The sequence below is a fragment of the Balnearium lithotrophicum genome, from assembly GCF_900182585.1.
Classification (GTDB): Bacteria; Aquificota; Aquificia; order Desulfurobacteriales; family Desulfurobacteriaceae; genus Balnearium; species Balnearium lithotrophicum.
Genome location: NZ_FXTM01000002.1, coordinates 1 through 18,072, shown reverse-complemented (window position 1 = coordinate 18,072; position 18,072 = coordinate 1). Strand labels below are relative to the sequence as shown.

Genomic DNA, 18,072 nt, shown 5'->3' with positions numbered 1-18,072 from the left:
ATGGAAAGACCTTACGTTTTAATTGTTTCTGAGGTTACAATCGATGGAAAGCTCACTCTCTCAAGGGGAGTCTCAAGTAAGGAGATAATGAAGTTGATGGACGAGGAGGCAAACAGGTACCTCCACCGGATAAGAGCTGAGTGTGATGGGATAATGGTTGGTGCAAATACTGTAAGAATCGACAATCCTAACCTTACTGTAAGGTACGTTGAAGGTAAAAATCCTGTCAGAGTCATTCCTACATCAAAAGGGGATATTCCTTTAGATTCAAACGTTTTAAATACAGAAGTTGCACCAACAGTAGTTGCCGTTTCGAAGAGAGCTCCCCTTGAGAAAATAGAAGAGTTTAAGAAGAGGGGAGCTAAGGTTATAACTGCAGGTGAAGATAGAGTTGACTTTAAGGAGCTTTTCAAAAAGCTTAAGGATATGGGAATAGAGAAACTAATGGTTGAAGGTGGGAGCTCTGTTAACTGGGAGCTCATAAAGAACGATTTGGTTGATGAAATAAGGCTCATTCACCTTCCAGTTGTTGTAGGTGGAAATGACGTTCCTTCGCTTACATCTGGAGAGGGTTTTGGAAAATTGGAGTTAGTTAAGAGATTTAAAATAAAGAGGGTTTTCCAGTGCGGTAATCAAGTGATTACGGAGTACTTACGGCTCTGAAATGTTTAAGTACCTGATAAAACGCCTCCTTCAGATGATTCCTATTCTTATAGGGATGACGTTTATTTCCTTTGTTGTTATAAAACTTGCTCCTGGGGATTACTTAACCCAGTTAGAGCTCAATCCATCAATTTCTAAAGAGACAATAGAAGAATTAAGAAAAATGTACGGTTTAGACCAGAACATACTTCTCCAGTACCTGTACTGGCTTAAAAATGCTCTTCTTTTTAATTTCGGTTACTCCTTTGCATACCATAAACCTGTTTTAGACCTCATAGAGGAAAGACTCTTAAACACGCTTGAACTCACAGTTACTTCCTTTTTCGTATCGTGGCTTTTATCAGTTCCTCTGGGAATCGTTGCGGCAGTCTACAAGGATAGGTTACTTGACAGACTCATCGTTTTCTTCTCACTATTTGGCATATCATTTCCTAACTTCTTCCTTGCCTTCCTTCTAATGTTTTTTGCTGCAAAAACTGGACTCTTTCCTATAGGAGGGGTCGTTTCACAGAACTACGAGAATCTATCTTTCTTTGGAAAAATCTTGGACAGGCTCTGGCACATGGCAGTACCGTTAACGGTTTTGGTTGTTGGGAGTATAGCGGGCCTCTTAAGACTTGTTAGAAGTACAGTCCTTGAGGAGTTAAACAAGGATTATGTGAAACTGGCCATAGCTAAGGGTCTTCCCTACAGGAGAGTTGTTCTAAAGCACGCATTTAGAAATGCCTTAAATCCATTCTTAACCCTCATTGGATTTGACATAGCAAATCTCCTCTCCGGGGCTGCCCTGATTGAGATTGTTACTGCTTGGCCTGGAATGGGAAGGTTAATGTTCGATGCAGTTATGTCTCAGGACTTGTTTGTTGTTATGGGCTCCCTCTACATCGGTGGAATTATGCTCCTTTTTGGTAATTTAATCTCAGACCTCCTCCTTGCACTGAACGACCCGAGAATTAGAGAGAGAGAAGTGGAGGGAAAACTGAGTGTTTAAGTTTTTAATATTACTCTACAGGAGAAACAAACTTGCTGCATACTCCCTTCTTTTCCTTTTATTTCTCTACTTTGTTTCTATCTTTGCCGATTTCATATCCCCTTACCCTTACGATGTACAGTTTCGCCACTACCCCTACCACCCTCCTACTCCTATTCACTTCTTTGATGAGAAAGGAAACTTTCACATCGTTCCCTTTGTTTATGGACACAAGCTTGTTGACCCAGTTGAGAAGAAGTACGCAGTCAACTTCAATGAAAAGTACAGATTGAGACTCTTTGTAAGGGGATATCCCCACTATCTGTTTGGATTTATCAAAACAAATGTTCACCTCTTTGGAGTTGAAAGGGGCGGACACATTTTCCTCTTAGGAACCGATAGATTAGGAAGGGATATATTCTCAAGGCTACTCTACGGAACGCGAATCTCTTTGACTGTAGGGCTTGTTGGAGTTTTTATATCCTTCTCATTAGGACTTTTAATTGGAGGAATTTCCGGTTACTTTGGTGGAAGGATAGACTCTATCACTATGAGATTGGTCGAGATACTAATGGCATTTCCGGCCTTCTATCTGATGCTTGCTTTAAGGTCCATGTTCCCAATAGATATGCCGAGTGTTCTTGTTTTTCTTGTAATTGTTGCAATTCTATCCCTTATAGGTTGGGCAGGACTTTCAAGGGTTATCAGGGGAATGGTTCTATCAATCAGGGAAAACGACTTTGTTAAGGCCTCTAAGGTTCTTGGAGGTAGTGATTTCTATACAATTTTGAAACACGTTTTACCAAATACACTTTCCTACGTTATAATTGCCGCTACCTTGAGTATTCCTGGTTACATATTAGGTGAGGCCTCTTTAAGCTTGATAGGGCTTGGAGTTCAGGAACCCTTTCCCTCTTGGGGTAATATGCTTTCAGAGGCAGAAAACATTTATGCTCTTTCTAACTATCCCTGGATACTCTCCCCAGGGATTGCTATTTCGTTAGTTGTTATTTCATTCAACCTTTTAGGAGACGGGCTTAGGGATTTCTTCGATGTTAAGTTAGAGAGGTAAAATGCTCTATCTCATACTTTACAAAGTCCTTGGCATAACGCTATTTAAGTACATAACCTTCAGAAGTATTTACTCTGCCGTTACAGCCCTCTTTATAGGTTTTCTCCTCTATCCCATTTTTGAGAAAAAACTGAAGGACTTGCAGTTTAAACAGACAATAAAGGAGTATATGCCCGAAGGTCACAAGAAGAAGCAAGTTCCAACAATGGGAGGGCTCTTAATAATTACTTCCTTATCCCTTTCTATTTTACTCTGGAATAACCTGTTAAATCACTTTGTCTGGTTAGTTCTGTTTGTAGTTGTAACCTTTGGTGCTGTTGGCTTTGTTGATGACTACATAAAAGCGAAGTTGAAAAGACCTGAAGGTATTTCTGAAAGGGCAAAGTTCCTATCACAGCTTTTCTTTGCCACCTTCGTTGCTCTATACCTCTACAAAAGTGGATTTTCAACGGAGCTCTACTTTCCCGTGTTTAAAAACCTCCACTTTGACCTTGGGATACTCTTCATTCCGTGGGCAGTATTCATAATTGTCGGCACCTCCAATGCAGTAAATATAACCGATGGACTCGATGGTCTTGCTATAGGCTCAGTTATTACGACATCACTGGTATTTTCCGTATTTTCCTACGTAGCTGGAAACGTTAAACTTGCAACTTACCTGCAACTTCCCTACGTCCCAGGAGTTGGAGAACTAACAATAGTCTGTGCCGCTCTAATTGGGGCTTCTCTCTCATTTCTATGGTTCAACTCCTATCCGGCTGAGGTCTTTATGGGAGATGTTGGGTCGCTCTCCCTTGGAGCTCTTTTAGGAACAGTTGCAGTTCTGACGAAGCAGGAATTTATTCTTGCAATTGCAGGTGGAATTTTTGTTTTGGAAACAGTTTCTGTGATTCTTCAGCGCTACTACTACAAGTACACGAAAAAAAAGTACGGAGAGGGGAGAAGAATCTTTAGAATGGCTCCTCTGCACCATCACTTTGAGAAGTTGGGATGGGAGGAACCTAAGATTACTGTTAGGTTTTGGATAATATCCGTTATTTTGGCCTTGATATCCTTAAGTATGCTTAAAATTAGATAGTTATTTCAATTTTAATCCTGCTGCTTTTAAAATTCCAAGGATTCTTTCATCCTTAATTCGACAGGGAGACTTTACGTTAAATCTGTCAACCTTTTCAATTATCCCAAACTCACGCAAAATTGTAGCATGCTGAGATAGGAGTGGTTGTGGAACTCCCAACTCCTTTCTAATTTCCTTCGGTTTTTTAGGACCTTCAGCAAGAGAAGCAACTATTCCTATTCTTATTGGATTTGAGAGAACTTCAAAAAGTTTTGCCATTTCTTCAAATTTCTTATACTTTTTTTCACAGGAATTGTCCATAAAGAACCTCCTACCCTTGTAAAAGAGATTTTACCAAAAGAGGAGAAGTCCATGCTGAAACGGTTTAGGGAAGATATCCAAACTGTTTTTGAGAGGGACCCTGCTGCGAGAAGTATCTTGGAGGTTTTACTCTGCTATCCGGGACTTCATGCAATCTGGTTTCACAGAATTGCCCACTGGCTCTGGAGCCATGGATTAAAGACTCTCGCTCGGTTGGTATCCCATATCTCTCGCTGGCTTACCGGCATAGAGATTCACCCTGGAGCAAAAATAGGAAGGAGGTTTTTTATAGACCACGGAATGGGGGTTGTGATAGGGGAGACAGCGGAGATAGGCAATGACGTTACCATATACCACCAAGTAACGTTGGGGGGAACGAGCACAAAAAAGGGGAAGAGACATCCTACCATAGGAAACAACGTTGTTATTGGAGCAGGAGCCAAAATTTTAGGTCCTGTTAAAATTGGGGACAACTGTAAAATTGGAGCAAACTCAGTTGTAATTAGGGATGTTCCTCCAAATTCTACAGTTGTTGGAATTCCTGGAAAGGTTGTAAAAAGGGATGGAATAAAGCCTACGAGGGTTGATTTAGAGCACGGTCAGCTTCCCGACCCTGTCATGGAAACGTTAAAACAGATGTTAACGATAATTCACGATTTGGAACTTGAAGTTAAATCGCTAAAAAAGAGGGTAGAGGATAATGATTAGAAAGTTTTTACTTCCCTTTTTATTAATAACTACCATTGTTACAACTCTTTCTACTATTTCTTTTCCAGCTGAGTTCAAATCATCAAATATTAATAGAATTTTGAGCGAATCTTCAATCTACACAGAGGAGAAAGAAAAGGAAGTAACTATCAAAAGGAATTTATTTATTCTTCTCTTTTTGATGCTTTTAACAATTTGGTTTCTACTACTAAGTAGACTCAAGAAAGATTTAAAAAAAAGTGAGGATTTGCTCATTTTAGTAGGAAGATTACTTACCGAGGAGAACTGCGAGGAATTGGAGGAAATTTTGGTACCTGTGATTTCATTCCTTAAAGAGGATACCTTCTTAATAAAGAGTCTTGCTGATTGCTATCTAAAGGAGGGAAGATTTATAGAAGCTGCAGCACTTTATGAAAGGATATCTGAAATTTTCAGAAAGAGTGGATTTGATGTTCTTTCAGATTCCTTCAAAAAGAGAGCAGAGGAACTTCTTAGTAGGGAATTTAGGAGGGGATAATCCCCTCCCTTAACTATTTAAGCTCTTTCTTTTGAGCCTTAAGGAATGGCATCATATCCCTAAGCTTTCTTCCTACCTTTTCAATAGGTTGTTCAGCTTCCATCTTTCTGTGGGCATTAAGAACGGGGTAGTTAGCCTGAGCTTCAAGGACAAACTCTTTTGCAAACTCTCCCGTTTGAATTTCCTTTAGTATTTTCCTCATGTTTTCCTTGACCCTCTCATCAATAACCCTTGGTCCCCTTGTATAGTCCCCGTACTCTGCAGTATCGGAAATTGAGTACCTCATTCCTGCAAGGCCGTGCTGGTATATAAGGTCAACGATTAGTTTTAACTCGTGAAGACACTCAAAGTAGGCAACCTCAGGCTGGTATCCTGCCTCAACAAGGGTTTCAAATCCTGCCTTAATGAGGGCTGCTGTTCCTCCACACAGAACTGCCTGCTCTCCAAAGAGGTCGGTTTCTGTTTCCTCTTTAAAGGTTGTTTCAATAACCCCAGCCCTCGTTGCTCCTATTCCCTTTGCGTATGCAAGGGCAATTTCCTTCGCCTTACCTGTTGCATCTTGGTGGACTGCTACAAGGGCCGGAACTCCTGCTCCCTCAAGGTAGGTCCACCTTACAAGGTGCCCTGGTCCTTTTGGAGCTACCATGAACACATCAACGTTTTCAGGAGGGACGATTTGGTTAAAGTGGATGTTAAATCCGTGGGCAAATGCAAGGGCCTTTCCTGGCTCAAGGTTAGGTTTCACAGCTTCTTCGTAAACCTTCTTCTGAACCGGGTCTGGGAGGAGAAACATAATGATATCGGCTCTTTTGGCTGCCTCTTCAGGTGACATAACCTCAAAGCCATCAGCTTTTGCCTTTTCAGCCGATTTTCCTGGCCTTAAACCTATAATTACGTTGACTCCGCTGTCCCTCAAGTTTAAAGCGTGTGCATGCCCTTGGCTTCCATAACCTAAGATTGCGACCGTTTTACCGCTGAGATATTCAAGGGATGCGTCCTCATCGTAGTAAACCTTCGCCATTTCTACTTACCTCCAATCTGTTGTTTTATTCGAACGTTTCTCCCTGTAGAGCTCTCACCATTGCAACCCTGCCCGTCCTTGCCATTTCCCTTATTCCTAACGGTTTGATTAGTTCAAGAAAAGCGTCTATCTGCTCCTCATCTCCTGTTAACTCAATTGTGTATGTATCCTGAGAAACATCAATTATTTGAGCTCCAAATATCTTTACGAGCCTGTGAGCTTCTTCCTTCTTAGCTGAACTATCAACGTTTACCCTTACTATGAGAAGTTCCCTATCGACCTTTTTTCTGTCTGTTAAATCCCTCACCTTGAAAACGTCAATTATTCTCCTGAGCTGTTTAACTATCTGCTCTATCGTATGCTCATCACCCTTTGCTACCATCGTAATCCTTGAAATTGAAGGGTCTTCGGTATGTCCAACGTTTAAGCTCTCTATGTTGTATCCTCGGGAGCTAAAGAGCTCTATAATTCTGGCCAGAGCCCCCGGTTGATTTTCGACCAAAACACTTATTACGTGTTTTCTGTGGCACTGTTTATCCATAACTCTTCTCCTAAACTGCTTTTCTCTCCCTCTTCTTCCCGTAGGTTGGAAGTAGCATTTCGTGGAGAGCTCCACCGGGAGGAACCATAGGATAGACATCCTCCTCCCTGTCAACTACAAAATCAATGACCACAGGACGGTCATTAATAGTCATTGCTTCCTTCAGGACCTGTTCTACTTCCTGAGGTTTTGTTGCCCTAAATCCTACTCCTCCCATTGATTCAACCAACTTAACAAAATCTGGCTGAACGTCCAAGTGAACCTGGGAATAGTTTTTCTGGTAGAAAATTCCCTGCCACTGACGAACCATTCCCAAGAATCCGTTGTTGATTATTCCAACCTTTATTGGGATATTGTACTGAACTGCTGTAACTATTTCCTGCATGTTCATCTGGAAAGAACCGTCACCGGAAATACAGAAGACCGTTTTATCAGGCCTTCCTACCTTTGCTCCAATCGCAGCAGGAACTCCAAATCCCATAGTTCCTAAGCCACCGGACGTTACAAGCTGCCTTGGAAACTTGAGTTTGTAGTATTGGGCAACCCACATCTGGTGCTGGCCAACATCGGTTGTAACTATAGCTTCTCCCTTAGTAACTTCCCAGATTTTCTGAATAACGAACTGAGGCTTTATAACCCTCTCACTCGGTTCGTACCAGAGTGGATACCTTTCAGCCCAGCTTCTAACCTTTAGGAGCCACTTCTCCCTTAAAGCATAGAACTCCCTGTTCTTTGCTACCTGTTTTTCAACTTCGGGGAGGAGCTCCTCAAGAACCAATTTCGCATCTCCGACTATTGGAATATCAACGGGCTTATTCTTTCCTATTTCTGCACTGTCAATATCTATATGGATAACTTTCGCATTTGGTGCAAATTCGGAGAGCTTTCCTGTAACCCTATCGTCAAACCTTGCTCCGATTGCTACTATTAAATCGCTCTCTTGAATTGCCATGTTTGCTGCATAGGTTCCGTGCATTCCCAACATTCCAAGGAAGAAAGGATGGTTGCCGGGAACAGCACTCAGTCCCATTAGCGTTGCAGTCATCGGTACATTTGCAACCTCGGAGAGTTTTACCACTAAATCTGAAGCTCCGGATGAAACAACGCCCCCACCTATGTATAGAACGGGCTTTTCAGAGGAGGCAATGGCCTTTGCAGCCCTCTTAATCTGTCCCGGATGCCCCTTTAAAACTGGCTTGTAACTCCTTATCTGGACGGGGAACTTGTACTCCTCCTCAAAGAAGTCTGTTAGTTCCCTTGTAACGTCCTTAGGAAGGTCAACCAAAACAACTCCCGGCCTTCCCGTTTTGGCAATGTAAAAGGCCTTTTTAACTGTATCTGCCAGTTCCTTGACATCCTTGACTAAAAAGTTGTGTTTAGTAATGGGTCTCGTTATTCCTACCGTGTCAACTTCTTGAAATGCGTCATTTCCAATCATGAAGGTTGGAACGTTTCCGGTAAATGCAACAATAGGAACAGAGTCTATCTGAGCCGTTGCAAGACCTGTTACCAAGTTAGTCGCACCGGGACCTGAGGTTGCAAAGCAGACTCCCACTTTTCCTGTAACCCTTGCATAACCATCGGCAGCATGGGCAGCTCCCTGTTCGTGCCTTGTCAGGTAGTGTTTTAAGGGAGAAAAGGGAAGCCTATCGTATATGTCTAAAACGGCACCACCTGGATAGCCAAATATCCTATCAACACCTTCAAGTTCAAGAGCTCTCAGTAAAATTTCAGCTCCAGAAAGTTTCATCTTTTCCTCCTGCTGCTTGTAAGTGGAAATAATAGCACAAGGCCTGCAAACCTCCTATATTCCTTTGCTGTTAATCGGAGGTGACCGTTGAGAGTTAGGAGGTTGAATTTTACTAATTCCTTTGAGACTTTTCTTTACCTTAAAACCTCTGGCTATCCCGTAAAACTCTTTTTAGACTCAGCAAATCCAAACACTAAGACCGGTAGATACTCAATAATCTGTGTAGGCGTTGAGGATGAAATTGTTTTAAAGGATGATAAAACTGCTCTTTCAAAGCTTTACAAGTTTTACTCCTCCAAATGCAAATTTATTGTTCCTGAACTTCCCTTTGGAATTTACGGTTACATTTCCTACGATGTTAATAGATTTATAGAGAACATTCCTACACCCCCAATAAACGATCTCTCAATGCCAGACATCCATTTTATACTTCCGTACCAAACGTTAATCTTCGATAACCTCAAAAGTGAGTGCTACCAAGTAAGTTTTGGAGAGTTTATTGAGATTCCTGAAAGTTTTTCCCTTCCTTCCCTCAGTTTTCAATCCACTTTCTACAGGACAAACATGGAAAAGGACTACTTTGTTTGGGCAGTTAATAGAATTAAGGATTACATAGCATCTGGGGACTCTTTCCAGGTAAACTTCTCACAAAGGTTGGACGTTCTCTTTGAGGGAAGCCACCTGGAGCTCTACAGGAGATTGAGGGAAATTAACCCATCGCCATTTTCCTTCTACTTTGAGTTGGGTAACTTTACAGCTGTCTCCTGTTCTCCTGAAAGGCTTGTCAGGGTAAAGAACGGAATCGTTGAAACAAGACCAATAGCTGGAACGAGGAGAAGGGGAAAAAGTAAACAGGAAGACGTTGAACTTGAGAAGGAGCTCTTTCTGTCGGAAAAGGAAAGGGCAGAGCACATAATGCTTGTTGACCTTGAAAGGAACGACCTTGGAAGGATTTGTGAGTACGGAAGTGTTGAGGTTAACGAACTTATGGTTCCAGAGAGGTACTCCCACGTTATCCACATAGTCTCAAACGTTAGAGGAATTTTAAAGAGGAAAGTTTCGCCTGTTGATGTTTTGAGAGCCCTCTTTCCAGGGGGAACTATAACGGGAGCTCCGAAGGTGAGGACTATGGAGATTATTTCTGAATTGGAGCCGACAAGGAGAGCCCTCTACACTGGCTCTGTAGGATACATGGCATTCAATGGAGATATGGATTTTAATATAGTTATTAGGACACTCCTATTTAAAGAAAATTTAGGAACACTTCAAGTAGGAGCTGGAATTGTTTGGGATTCAGACCCTTCAATGGAGTATGAGGAGACTCTCCACAAGGGAAGAGCCCTCCTCGAAAGTTTAGGAATTCGCCTTTAAACTACTCCTCTGTACTCTCTTCCTCTTCTTCTCTCTTTTTAGGTTCCAACATCTGGGAAAGTTCGGATACAGTTGAGTTTTCCAGTTTCTCTTCAACTATTAACTTTATGAGTCTGTTGAGTTTCTGCTCGTTATTCCCGGCTATTCCGTAGAGGATGTAGTACGTTCTTTTAGGAAGAGAGAGTTTTACACTTTTAACACCTTTTTTTCTTCCCCTTTTTCCTCTTGCCATAATTCCTCCATATAAGTTTTAGCTAATTTTAACAAGAAATTAAAAAAAAGGAAAGTTTAAACAACTCTTTTCCCAAGAATATCGTGGAGATGGATGATGCCTACAACTTTATTTTGTCTATTTAAAACAGGAAGAACTGTTATTTTATTTTTTTCCATGATTTTAAGAGCTTCCTCAGCAAAAACATCCTCTCTAATAACTTTAGGATTTCTCGTCATAATCTCTTGTGCTTTTGAATCCAAGTTGTAACCTTTTTCAAAAGCTCTCCTTAAATCCCCATCAGTAATTATTCCAACTAAATTTTCTCTTCTATCTAAAACTAATGTTGCACCTAATTTCTTTGCAGAAACCTCGAAAATTACTTTCTTTACAGGAGTTTCCGGGTAAACCTTGGGAATTTCCTCTCCCCTCCTCATAATTTCCCCTATTTTGGAGAGTCTAATTCCCAACTTCCCTCCTGGATGGTACCTCTTGAACTCCTCAGGGGTAAATCCCTTGAGCTTCATCAGAGCTCCAGCTATTGCATCACCAAGGGCAAGGGTTAGGGTTGTTGATGTTGTAGGAGCCAAGTTTAACGGACAGGCCTCCCTTTCAACGTGGAGATTTATTGTTACATCAGAAATTCTTGAAAGAGTCGATTTAGGATTACTTGTAATGGCTATTACAGGTATTCCAAAGCTCTTTATAATTGGAACGATTGAGAGGAGTTCTGCCGTTTCCCCGCTGTTTGAGACTGCAATTACAGTGTCCTCCCCTCTGACCATTCCCAAATCGCCGTGAGCTGCATCCGTTGGGTGAAGGAAAAAGGCAGGTGTTCCGGTACTCGAGAGTGTAGCTGCAATCTTCTTACAGATAAGTCCCGACTTTCCAACCCCTGTTAGAATTACTCTTCCCTGTGTTCTGTAGATAATTTGAACTGCCCTTTCAAAGTTTTCATCAAGCAGCTCTGCCAACTTCTGGAGAGCTCTTGCCTCCTCCTTTAAAATTCTCCTTCCCTCTTTCAGAATTTCCATTGAGCCTCCTGAGAACCTTCTCCCTGTACCTCTCCTCGTTAAATGGATTCCTTAACCACTTCTTAGGAAATGTTTTAATCCACCTGTTGAGGTTTTCAATTCTCTTCTTGTTTGTGGGGTGGTCCATAAAGAGTTCCATAACCCCACGTGGCTTAAACTTCATGAGGGAATCCAAAATCTGTATTGTCTCTATGCCTGCAACGGGATTCCATCCAGCCTTTCCTGCATAGTAGGCTCCCATGGCATCAGCTTCAAACTCGTCCTTTCTTGAGTATCCAGCTAACGTTATTTGGTAGAGAACTTTTAGAACCTCCAAAGCTGCAGGAGAGAGGTTTTTGTCTCCAAGAGTAAGGTTTAGTAGGAAATTTATTCCGTAGATGAACTGGAGCCTTCTTATGGCGTGCCTTCCAACTATGTGTCCCGTTTCATGACCCAGAACGAATGCCAAGTCGGCCTCATTTTTTAAGTGTTTGAGAAGTCCGGTGTAAATGTAGACCCAACCTCCGGGAAGGGAAAAGGCATTGAGAACGTCACTTTCAATAACCTTGTAGTGATAGGTTATGTCGTGCCTATCTGAAACTGCAGCAATCCTCTGTCCAACCCAACTTACGTACGAATTGATGACGGGGTCACTACAAAGTTTCTCCTTCCTTTCAATCTGTTTCGCCGCCTCCCTTCCCAAAGCTACTTCCTGGGATGTTGGAATTAAAATAAGGGAGGTTTCTCCAAATGGAGACGTCCTTACAACGCCACATGCGAACAGAAAAATGGAAATTACTACTCCAAAGAGGGAATATATTTTTCTCATAGTGAAAGAAATTCTATCAATTTTGGGGAATTTAATTTATGAAGAAAAGCTTAGAACTTTCACAAAATGTTTCACAACAGCTTAAACTGACACCTTCGGTTTCTCTAAGCCTTGAGGTTCTTTAGCTATCCTCTTTAGACTTAGAGAACTTTCTTATTAGCGAACTGGAGGCAAACCCACTTGTTGAAGTAGAGGACAACGTTTCGTTTGTTCTTGAAAACTCTAAAACTTACTACTATGAAGAGAATTTTGATAGTGAATTTAAGGGACCTGAATCAATTTCAGAAATTTTAAAGGAACAAATAAATCTCGAATTTGATGGAGTAGAGAAAGATGTAGCTCTTTTTATTGTTAACAACTTAGATAGAAAGGGACTTCTTTTAGTTGCAGAGAAGGAAATTTCAGAGAAGTTCAATCTTGATATTGGAACTGTAAAACGTATTCGAGACAGGGTAAAACGTTTAAATCCTGTTGGTTGTGGTTCTTACTCTGTCAAGGAGCTCCTTCAGGTTCAGTTTGAGGAGATGGGAGCTCCGACTAAGTTTATTGATGCCCTTTCATACTTCGAGCTTCTCTCTTCACCTTCAACTTTTAAGTTAAAAACGGGGTTAAGTGAAAAGGAGTACGAGAATTTCCTTTCGTACTTTAGAAGGTGTGACATAAGACCCTTTGACAGTGCAGTGTTAAACACTCCTGTAAGACCTGAGGCAAGGGTATGGTTGGAAAAGGGAGAGGTAAAGTTGGAGGTCTTTAGTTTCAGAAACTTTAATTTCAGGATAAACAAGTTCTACCTTAAGCATGCAAGTAACAAAGAGCTTAGGAAATTCATCCTTGAAAAGTACCAGAGAGCTCTTTCTTTAAAGAGAGCAATTGAACAGAGGAAGGAAACCTTAGAGAAGGTAATTAAGGCCATTTTTGAAAAACAGAAGGAGTTCCTCTTTGACGGAAAGAGCTTAAAACCCTTAACCTTATCAGAAGTTTCCGAAAGGGTATCCCTCCACGAATCAACGATAAGCAGGTGCGTAAGTAGAAAGTTTGTTGAAACTCCTTTTGGAATCTATCCCCTTAAATTCTTCTTTCCAAAGGGGAACAAAGAACAAACAACGGACGAAATAAAACAGATGATAAGGGAAATCATTGAAAATGAGGATAAGAGGAAACCCTTAAGTGACGAAAAAATCTCTCGGATTCTAAAGGAAAGAGGGTTTAAAATTGCAAGGAGAACAGTTGCAAAGTATAGGGAAAGCTTAGGAATTCCTGGTGCTTTTGGGAGAAAGATTAGATAAAAGAGGAGTTAAGATGAAAATAGAAACTCCTGATAAAATGGAGTTAATAAGTTCAAAGAGCTATAGACTTCTTCAAAAACTGGTTCAGATTTCAAGATTCGTATTCATTTCGATTCTCATCCTGTACTTACTTTTTAGTCTTTTTAGTTTAATAATAAAGCTGTTTAACTTCCTCTCCTCGTCCCATTACCTCCTAACCTTTGAGGAGATGAGGGAGTTTCTAACGGATGCCCTCTTCGTCCTTATAGTAATTGACTTCATATCTGCAATGTTCTACAAGAAGAGAATCCACTACGTTCTTTCACTGCTTGAAATAGGATTCATAGTAATTACGAGGAAGCTCATACTCCTCTCACCTGTCCCCGAGAATTCATTTTTAATTTTTGTTTTAACAATAGCATCCGGTCTCTTCTTTATTTTGATTTTCTACTTCTACAAAGTAACTGGAAGAATTAGGAGGGGAGATTGAATTTTCTACTGGAAAAATTGAAGTGTTCACTCAATCCAGAGTGGCTGAATTTGGTTAGAGCTGTTGAAGAACGACAGGAGGAATTTCCAAATCCGAGGAGAGCTCTTCTCTTCATTGAAAAATTAAGCAACAGACTGAACTGTCAGTTTTCAGACTACCTTCACGGTGATTTTGGTTTTCACCTGTTACTACTCTTTTCCTACTCCCAGTTTTTAGGGGAATTTTTAATTAACCACGTTGAGCTTATAGAGGAGTTAAGGTCAATTTACAGGGAAACTTTTCTTCCATCTGACTTTAGGATTGAGATAAGCACACAGGATAGAAGGAAATTTATAGACTCCCTAAGGGTCTATAAAAACCTTCAGATAGCAAGGGTAGTTTTAAGGGACATCCTCCATTTGGCTCCCTTCTTAGAGCTTGTGAGGGATACGACGCTCATTCACGACGCCTGTATTAAAGCTGCCTACGATTTTGCATACAGGAACTTAGTAAAAAAGTACGGAAAGCCAAGCTCTAATTTCATCGTTGTTGATATGGGAAAGGCAGGGGGATTTGAGCTCAACTACTCCTCCGACGTTGACGTTATCTACGTTTACGGAAGTAGGTACGGAGAGACAGAGGGTGGAACATACGGGAAACTGCAGAACCACGACTTTTTCACTCTCCTTTCAAGGGAGATAACGGAACTCCTATCCGAAAGAACAAAGGAGGGAATCTGCTTTGTTGTTGATACAAGGCTGAGGCCAAACGGCAGTATGGGACCTCTGACAAACGACATAGAAGCTCTTGAGCAGTACTATACGGCAGTTGCAAGACCCTGGGAGAGGATAGCACTGCTGAAGGCAAGACCTTCTGCAGGGGACATAGGGGGAGTCGGTTTAGAGTTTTTAGAGCTTGCAAACCTATTTGTCTACAGAAAGTACATTGACCTTTCCTTAATTGAGGAGGTTCTCAGAATAAAGGAGATGATAAGGGCCAAGGTTTCAAAAAAAGGAGGAAAGATTGACCTAAAACTCGGAAAGGGGGGAATAAGGGAGATTGAGTTTATCGTTCAGGCCTTTCAGGTCATATACGGAGGAAAGTACCCTCAGATAAGGTCCAAAAATACTGTAGTAGCTTTAAAGAAACTTTTAAACTGGGGATTTCTTAACAGACGAGAGTATGAAGAGCTCCTAAATAGCTACATCTTCTTAAGGAGAGCCGAGCATATGCTCCAGGTAACAAACTTCAGACAGACCCAAACCTTTCACCCCGAGAGTGAGGAGGCCGAGGAACTTTCTAAAAAGTTGGGATTTAAAAGCAGGGATGAGTTTTTGAGGGAGCTCTCCTCCGTAATGAAGAGAGTTAATTACTACTTCAACAGGTTTTTCCCAACTAAGGAGCTTAAACCTCTTTCCTCCTATACAGTTGAGGAACTTGAAAGGTTTGGATTTAAAGAACCAGAAGAGATTAAAAGGTTCATAGATGCACTTTTTGACTCAAAGAGTTTATCCGTTGAAAAGAAGAGAAAGTTGGACGTTCTTGGAACGAAACTCCTTAAACTAATCTACGAGGCCCCTGTATCAAAAACTGCAATCAAGAACTTACTCCTCTTTCTGGAAACGGAGGAAGGACAGGTTTTCTTCTTCTCCGTCCTCTCCCACGAAAATCTCCTGAAACTTCTCATCTACCTCCTTTCCACAAAGGACTTCTTCCTAAAGAGGTTCAGAAAATCCCCAGAGGTTTTAGAGCACATCTTCTCACCTGAACTTATTGAATCTCCCGTAAACGAGAGTTCAATGGAGGAATTTTTTAAGGAGCTCCAGAACCTTCAACTTTTGAAAAATACCTTTGAAATCGTTTCTCTCCTTAGAAAGAGGTTGGGCAGAACAAGGATAGAGGAGTTTTTCAGCGAATTAACCTCTATTTGCGATTTCTGCTTGAAAAGGAGGTATGAAAAACTCAAACCTAAATTTGCCGTATCCTCCTTGGGAAAGTGTGGAAGCAGGGAGATGAACGTTGGTTCTGACCTCGACCTTCTGTTTATATCCAAGGAAAAGGTGGAAGACGAAACGGAAAGGGCTGTTGATTTTGTAAAGTCCTTGGAAGAGTTAGGATATGAGGTTGATACGAGGCTAAGGCCTTTTGGAGAAAAGGGAGAGCTGGTTTTTACGCTGTCCTACTTGGAAAAGTACCTGAAAGAGACGGCGAGGACCTGGGAGAGGCTTGCATTTACCCGATTCAGGTTTTTGGTCGGAGACGGCAGGGAAAGGGCGGAGAGAATTGTCAGGGAATTCCTCTTTAAGAAACCCTTCAACAGGGAAGTTTTAAATGAGATACTATCTATGAGGGAAAGACTTGAAAGGGAGTTTCCATCTTCTACTTTAAAGTACGCACCCGGTGGAGTTGTCGACTTAGAGTTTGTCTCCTACATCTATCAGCTCTACTCAAAGAAATGGCTGAGGCACACCCTTGAATCACTAAAAGCGCTGTCACAGGAGGAAGAGAGGTTCTCTAAGGGTGAGGACCTTTACCGACTAATCAGGCAGGCCGAAACTGAGAAAAGGCTTTTCAGTGAGATAACCTCTTTAGGTGATAAAATTAATGAATTGAGGAAAGAGATACGTTCCTTTTACAGGGAGTTTGTAAATTGGATGACATTAAAAGTGTAGAGGATTACGCCAAAGAGGTATGGGAGTGCATTAAGGACCACTTTGATACCTATCAGTGGGGAGGAAGTAGTGACGATTTTGCCGTAATCAGGGACTGGTACATGATAGGGATTGAGCCCCATTATGTTCTCTTTGCGATTTCTGAGGGTTTGTCCCAAGGTAAAATCTCCCCCAACTTTAAACTTCAGGACATAAGGGAATTTGTGAAGAACTGGTACAAAAAGGAGGCTAAAGAGGAGGCAGAGGAGGCAAGAAAAACTTTTAAAGAGGATAATTTACCCTACAATAAAATTGAAAAGTTGGCCAGAATCGTTAAGTCAGTTTTAATCGAATTAAACATCTCCGATTTTTCAATCGTTGATAAGATAATTTCCCTTAAAAACTATCCGAATCTCTTTGAAATTGAAAAGTCTTTAGCAGATTTGGAGGAGGAGTTTCTTAAAATTGTTGAGAGAAACTCTCCAAAGGCTAAAAAGTGCAGGAAGAGGGCAGAGTCCCTTCTGAAAAAGTACTCCTTCTACTGGGACAAGAAAATTGTAAAGTTGACCAAGAGAACCCTCGTGAAGAAGTGCCTAAGGCGTGTCTATGGAATACCGGAATTCTCAATTGTTTAAGCTCTTGGACTATCCAAGAGGTGATACTTCCAGTGGAAGAAAGCTCTTTGAAGAAATTTCAAAGTTAGGTCTTAAGGAGCTCTCCTTTGTTTCAAAGGGATACAGGGGAGTAGTCTTTAAGGGAAATTGGAATGGCATTCCCGTTGCGGTTAAGGTTCCCCGTTCCGACTCTAAAAAGAAAAACGTAGTGGAAAAGGAGTGTGAGATACTTAAATACCTTGATGAAAAACTAAACGAGAAAAATCCCGCTCCAAAGCCTTATTTTTGTGGGAACAGATTTATCGTTATGGAGTGGATAGAGGGGTTACCGTTTAAAGAAGCCTTCAAAAGATTTGGTAAAGAAGTAGTTCTAAAAGCCCTTGAGAGCGTTTATCTCCTTGATGAAACAAAGGTTGAACACTCTGAGATAAAGGGTGAAAAACACCTAATCTTTGATGGAAGAATCAGGATAATTGACTTTGAGAGTGCAAAGTTCAAGGATAAACCGAGAAACCTCCTCCAGTTTGTAGGTTACCACCTGCTTAGAAGTACAGAGCTCCTTAATATGCTGAAAATAGACAAGGAGAAACTGTTGGAACTTTTGGAGCTCTACAAGGAGAATCCAAGTAAGGTATTTCCAGAGATTGTAAGTTTTTTGTTGAAGTTCAGAAAGAAGGTGGACACCCTAAAATAAGATTTGAACTCCAACAAAAGGAGGTGTCCACCAATGAAACAATTAAAGAAATTCAAAGGAACATCCCTGCACATATCAAATACACCCTTCAAAAAAACAATCAAAAGAGGAACGAAAATAAAAACAAAACTCGACCTAACAAAAGACCCAAACGTGAGAAAAAGACTTAAATGGATTCAACATTACGAAAAACACCAAAATGCAAGACTAACCTGCAGATACTTCGGAATAAGTCCAACCACCTTCTACAAATGGAAAAATAGATACAAAAAGTACGGTTTAGAAGGCCTCAAAGACAGAAACAAAAGACCCCACAGAGTAAGACAACCTCAGAT

19 protein-coding genes and 1 pseudogene are annotated in these 18,072 nt (G+C 41.1%); 13 read left to right on the top strand and 7 right to left on the bottom strand.

Features of this window, described 5'->3' with window-relative positions:
- From FN732_RS00725 to mraY, 4 genes are read left to right on the top strand one after another with little or no spacing between them, the layout of a single operon-like run.
- Positions 1 to 663, top strand: a complete 663-nt coding sequence (locus tag FN732_RS00725; RefSeq protein WP_142933593.1) for a 2,5-diamino-6-(ribosylamino)-4(3H)-pyrimidinone 5'-phosphate reductase — start codon at positions 1 to 3, stop codon at positions 661 to 663.
- Position 664: 1 nt separating this feature from the next.
- Positions 665 to 1,654 (top strand): ABC transporter permease, encoded by a 990-nt coding sequence (locus FN732_RS00720; protein WP_142933591.1) that lies wholly within the window; start codon positions 665 to 667, stop codon positions 1,652 to 1,654.
- On the top strand, positions 1,647 to 2,705 hold the full coding sequence (locus tag FN732_RS00715; RefSeq protein WP_142933589.1) for an ABC transporter permease: 1,059 nt from the start codon (positions 1,647 to 1,649) through the stop codon (positions 2,703 to 2,705). Before FN732_RS00720 ends, FN732_RS00715 begins: the two co-directional genes overlap by 8 nt.
- Before the next feature lies 1 nt (position 2,706).
- A complete protein-coding gene (gene mraY / locus FN732_RS00710) occupies positions 2,707 to 3,783 on the top strand; it encodes a phospho-N-acetylmuramoyl-pentapeptide-transferase (RefSeq protein ID WP_142933587.1) in 1,077 nt (358 codons plus the stop codon).
- On the opposite strand, the gene FN732_RS00705 is transcribed toward mraY, so the two are convergent.
- Positions 3,784 to 4,083: an ArsR/SmtB family transcription factor gene (locus tag FN732_RS00705; RefSeq protein ID WP_142933585.1), complete on the bottom strand. Its 300-nt coding sequence runs from the start codon at positions 4,081 to 4,083 to the stop codon at positions 3,784 to 3,786.
- A gap of 27 nt (positions 4,084 to 4,110) precedes the next feature.
- Between FN732_RS00705 and cysE the strand changes: the two genes are divergently transcribed.
- On the top strand, positions 4,111 to 4,791 hold the full coding sequence (gene cysE / locus FN732_RS00700; protein WP_281279902.1) for a serine O-acetyltransferase: 681 nt from the start codon (positions 4,111 to 4,113) through the stop codon (positions 4,789 to 4,791).
- Entirely contained in the window at positions 4,784 to 5,308 is a 525-nt protein-coding gene (locus FN732_RS00695) for a hypothetical protein (RefSeq protein ID WP_142933580.1), read from the top strand. The genes cysE and FN732_RS00695 overlap by 8 nt, the downstream gene beginning before the upstream one ends.
- A 13-nt stretch (positions 5,309 to 5,321) precedes the next feature.
- On the opposite strand, the gene ilvC is transcribed toward FN732_RS00695, so the two are convergent.
- From ilvC to ilvB, 3 genes are read right to left on the bottom strand one after another with little or no spacing between them, the layout of a single operon-like run.
- Entirely contained in the window at positions 5,322 to 6,329 is a 1,008-nt protein-coding gene (gene ilvC, locus FN732_RS00690) for a ketol-acid reductoisomerase (protein ID WP_142933578.1), read from the bottom strand.
- 25 nt (positions 6,330 to 6,354) lie between these two features.
- On the bottom strand, positions 6,355 to 6,870 hold the full coding sequence (ilvN, locus tag FN732_RS00685) for an acetolactate synthase small subunit (RefSeq protein WP_142933576.1): 516 nt from the start codon (positions 6,868 to 6,870) through the stop codon (positions 6,355 to 6,357).
- Between the two features lie 10 nt (positions 6,871 to 6,880).
- Positions 6,881 to 8,620: a biosynthetic-type acetolactate synthase large subunit gene (gene ilvB / locus FN732_RS00680; RefSeq protein WP_142933574.1), complete on the bottom strand. Its 1,740-nt coding sequence runs from the start codon at positions 8,618 to 8,620 to the stop codon at positions 6,881 to 6,883.
- An 87-nt stretch (positions 8,621 to 8,707) separates the two neighbouring features.
- On the opposite strand from ilvB, the gene FN732_RS00675 reads away from it, so the two are divergent.
- Positions 8,708 to 9,991, top strand: a complete 1,284-nt coding sequence (locus tag FN732_RS00675; RefSeq protein ID WP_142933572.1) for an anthranilate synthase component I family protein — start codon at positions 8,708 to 8,710, stop codon at positions 9,989 to 9,991.
- A gap of 1 nt (position 9,992) precedes the next feature.
- On the opposite strand, the gene FN732_RS00670 is transcribed toward FN732_RS00675, so the two are convergent.
- From FN732_RS00670 to FN732_RS00660, 3 genes are read right to left on the bottom strand one after another with little or no spacing between them, the layout of a single operon-like run.
- A complete protein-coding gene (locus FN732_RS00670; protein WP_142933570.1) occupies positions 9,993 to 10,223 on the bottom strand; it encodes a hypothetical protein in 231 nt (76 codons plus the stop codon).
- A 56-nt stretch (positions 10,224 to 10,279) separates the two neighbouring features.
- The gene (locus FN732_RS00665; protein ID WP_142933568.1) at positions 10,280 to 11,236 is read right to left on the bottom strand and encodes a KpsF/GutQ family sugar-phosphate isomerase; all 957 of its coding nucleotides are present in this window, start codon (positions 11,234 to 11,236) and stop codon (positions 10,280 to 10,282) included.
- Entirely contained in the window at positions 11,160 to 12,044 is an 885-nt protein-coding gene (locus tag FN732_RS00660) for a M48 family metallopeptidase (RefSeq protein WP_142933566.1), read from the bottom strand. The genes FN732_RS00665 and FN732_RS00660 overlap by 77 nt, the downstream gene beginning before the upstream one ends.
- Positions 12,045 to 12,181: 137 nt before the next feature.
- Between FN732_RS00660 and rpoN the strand changes: the two are divergent.
- The 6 genes and pseudogenes from rpoN to FN732_RS00630 all read left to right on the top strand — a co-directional run.
- Positions 12,182 to 13,330, top strand: a pseudogene (gene rpoN, locus FN732_RS00655) (RNA polymerase factor sigma-54); the annotation flags it as partial.
- 13 nt (positions 13,331 to 13,343) lie between these two features.
- A complete protein-coding gene (locus tag FN732_RS00650) occupies positions 13,344 to 13,799 on the top strand; it encodes a hypothetical protein (protein WP_142933562.1) in 456 nt (151 codons plus the stop codon).
- A complete protein-coding gene (locus FN732_RS00645) occupies positions 13,796 to 16,450 on the top strand; it encodes a [protein-PII] uridylyltransferase family protein (protein ID WP_142933560.1) in 2,655 nt (884 codons plus the stop codon). Before FN732_RS00650 ends, FN732_RS00645 begins: the two co-directional genes overlap by 4 nt.
- Entirely contained in the window at positions 16,429 to 17,064 is a 636-nt protein-coding gene (locus tag FN732_RS00640; RefSeq protein ID WP_142933558.1) for a hypothetical protein, read from the top strand. Before FN732_RS00645 ends, FN732_RS00640 begins: the two co-directional genes overlap by 22 nt.
- Positions 17,057 to 17,737, top strand: coding sequence for a hypothetical protein (locus tag FN732_RS00635; RefSeq protein WP_185954189.1), 681 nt, complete (start codon positions 17,057 to 17,059; stop codon positions 17,735 to 17,737). Before FN732_RS00640 ends, FN732_RS00635 begins: the two co-directional genes overlap by 8 nt.
- A 33-nt stretch (positions 17,738 to 17,770) precedes the next feature.
- Positions 17,771 to 18,072, top strand: a 302-nt coding sequence (locus FN732_RS00630) for a helix-turn-helix domain-containing protein (RefSeq protein WP_142933554.1), incomplete at its 3' end; no start/stop codon positions are given.

What these genes read in the sequence shown, in the direction of transcription:
- mraY (WP_142933587.1), top strand. Translation starts at nt 2,707, where the DNA reads ATGCTCTATCTCATACTTTACAAAGTCCTTGGCATAACGCTATTTAAG.
- FN732_RS00665 (WP_142933568.1), bottom strand. Translation starts at nt 11,236, where the DNA reads ATGGAAATTCTGAAAGAGGGAAGGAGAATTTTAAAGGAGGAGGCAAGA.
- FN732_RS00670 (WP_142933570.1), bottom strand. Translation starts at nt 10,223, where the DNA reads ATGGCAAGAGGAAAAAGGGGAAGAAAAAAAGGTGTTAAAAGTGTAAAA.
- ilvN (WP_142933576.1), bottom strand. Translation starts at nt 6,870, where the DNA reads ATGGATAAACAGTGCCACAGAAAACACGTAATAAGTGTTTTGGTCGAA.
- FN732_RS00705 (WP_142933585.1), bottom strand. Translation starts at nt 4,083, where the DNA reads ATGGACAATTCCTGTGAAAAAAAGTATAAGAAATTTGAAGAAATGGCA.
- ilvB (WP_142933574.1), bottom strand. Translation starts at nt 8,620, where the DNA reads ATGAAACTTTCTGGAGCTGAAATTTTACTGAGAGCTCTTGAACTTGAA.
- FN732_RS00725 (WP_142933593.1), top strand. Translation starts at nt 1, where the DNA reads ATGGAAAGACCTTACGTTTTAATTGTTTCTGAGGTTACAATCGATGGA.
- FN732_RS00660 (WP_142933566.1), bottom strand. Translation starts at nt 12,044, where the DNA reads ATGAGAAAAATATATTCCCTCTTTGGAGTAGTAATTTCCATTTTTCTG.
- FN732_RS00650 (WP_142933562.1), top strand. Translation starts at nt 13,344, where the DNA reads ATGAAAATAGAAACTCCTGATAAAATGGAGTTAATAAGTTCAAAGAGC.
- ilvC (WP_142933578.1), bottom strand. Translation starts at nt 6,329, where the DNA reads ATGGCGAAGGTTTACTACGATGAGGACGCATCCCTTGAATATCTCAGC.
- FN732_RS00695 (WP_142933580.1), top strand. Translation starts at nt 4,784, where the DNA reads ATGATTAGAAAGTTTTTACTTCCCTTTTTATTAATAACTACCATTGTT.
- FN732_RS00720 (WP_142933591.1), top strand. Translation starts at nt 665, where the DNA reads ATGTTTAAGTACCTGATAAAACGCCTCCTTCAGATGATTCCTATTCTT.